Genomic DNA, 1,813 nt, shown 5'->3' on the forward strand with positions numbered 1-1,813 from the left:
GTCGCCGCCGCTGCCGCTGTGGGCATTGGCAATGCCGTCAGCGAGATGTCAAACGCCGACGAAGAGGCCGGAACAAAACCGGCAACCGGCGCAATTGATGAGGTCTGCTCAACGTGTCCGCCACCACCCGAATCGGAATGCGGAAAGCTTTATGCGAAAATCAAGGAACTGACCCAAGAGCTGGCCAAGCGGCGAGCGGATATGTTAGCGGACCGCTCTGTCTCGCAAGGCGGCCTTGGCATGTATGAAACCTTCCTCAAAGACCCATACGCCAAGATTCCACATCCAAGGGGAATAGAAAAGGATTTGGGAAACTGGGATGGGCACCGAAGACAAATCTTGGAAAAACAGGAAAACATGAACCGCAACCTGAAAAAGTACCGCGACAAGAAGTGCGGGGTTCTCCCGCCCGGCGCGGAAACACAGGCAGGATTGCCGCCTCCGTCAAGGCCATTCAATTGAAGGTTCCGGAAACATGAGTATTAGGTCTGACAAATTTGAAGAAACCCTCGCCGAGCTGCAAAAATACGACGGTAAGCTATGGCTGCGCATCCTCGGCCAAACCCATTGGCAATACAACGAATTGCCGTTCTGGGTTCTTATGAAGGACCGTGAGCAGATCAAAGACGCGTTTCCGGTCCTGCAGAAGATTTTGCGGCCCTTACAGGATGATCCCGACGCAGATATAACAGTATCCTTCATCACCTTCGCAGGGGATCAAGATTGCAGCCACGGCTATTATAAGGGAATGGAATTTTTCGAAGAAAATGCCATTGATGAGATTTATGAAGAACCAGGATGTCGCCCTAGAGAGCCTCACCTGTTTGATCATGCTTATCCGAATGACCCTTGGGCGATGAAAGACGCACGGTTCCCGCAATTATACACTAAGGAATGATGTTCTTCGCCGTACATTCGGCGACTAGCCCGCCTTGGCCCGCTCTTTTTGATTGGGCTGTAGGGCCGGGGCGGGCGGGTAGCTGGCACGATGCCCGCGCATTACCGCTCGAACCCCATTCCCCTGCTGTGTTGGCGCTGCTGCTGGCGGTTTATTTCCTGAGCCTGCTGAGTGCCTCGTTCAATGAGTTCGTGCCGGTCTCGTAGGCGCTCAACCGCGCCTCGGATGCCGTCACTCGCTCGGTGAAGCCCTGCAAGATGCCATTTTCCGCCGACACCTGTCACAGGCGGAAGCCCTGATGTGTTCATCAATGGCCTGCCTGCCATGCGCGTTGGCGACAGTTACGCTGCACATGCTTGCACAATGGGCCACGCAGGACCGCACGGGCGCTGATGAGCGGTTCCGCCAGTGTGTTTATCAACGGTCGCCCGGCCGGACGCATCGGCGATGCCATCGACTGCGGCGGAAACGCAGCCACAGGATCGTCCAACGTCTTCATCGGTGACGAAGGTCCGGGCGGTTCCGGCTGCCAGACCCAGCAGGGCGGCAACGCCTCCCCGTCCACACGAGGATGATCCGTCTGCATGGATGACGAAACACCGGCACATTCCCTGTCCGAGCCGCACAAGGCTCTTCTCGGCTATCTCTGCGAGCAGGCGAACGATCCCAATATCCGCATCTTTGCCGTCATGGACGGTGCCTTCTTCCAGAACGTCGATGCAGACCTGCGCAATGCAGGCCTCTCGCGAAGACCGCTCTACCGCTATGGCGGTGATTACTCGGTGGTGATGGGCGGTCCGTGGATGGTCGATCCCTACCACCACGACAGGGATATTCAGGAGGAAATTGTCGCCTCAGCGAGGGCCGCCGCCAAAGGTCAGCCCGTGGCCGATATTACCCCTGACAGTCTATCCA

General features: G+C 56.9%; 3 protein-coding genes and 1 pseudogene. All 4 read left to right on the forward strand.

All coding sequences use genetic code 11. From position 1 onward, the window contains the following. A partial coding sequence (locus tag E8M78_RS23355; RefSeq protein WP_170973444.1) for a hypothetical protein occupies positions 1 to 462 on the forward strand: 462 nt, incomplete at its 5' end. Between the two features lie 13 nt (positions 463 to 475). Then, positions 476 to 898: a hypothetical protein gene (locus E8M78_RS15915; protein WP_137135997.1), complete on the forward strand. Its 423-nt coding sequence runs from the start codon at positions 476 to 478 to the stop codon at positions 896 to 898. Positions 899 to 1,290: 392 nt separating this feature from the next. Continuing rightward, complete coding sequence (locus E8M78_RS23835) at positions 1,291 to 1,473, forward strand: PAAR domain-containing protein (RefSeq protein ID WP_246658360.1); 183 nt, start codon at positions 1,291 to 1,293, stop codon at positions 1,471 to 1,473. A gap of 9 nt (positions 1,474 to 1,482) precedes the next feature. Further along, a pseudogene (locus E8M78_RS15925) lies at positions 1,483 to 1,813 on the forward strand (hypothetical protein); the annotation flags it as partial.

Source organism: Rhizobium sp. FKY42 (assembly GCF_005222835.1).
Taxonomy (GTDB): Bacteria; Pseudomonadota; Alphaproteobacteria; order Rhizobiales; family Rhizobiaceae; genus Neorhizobium.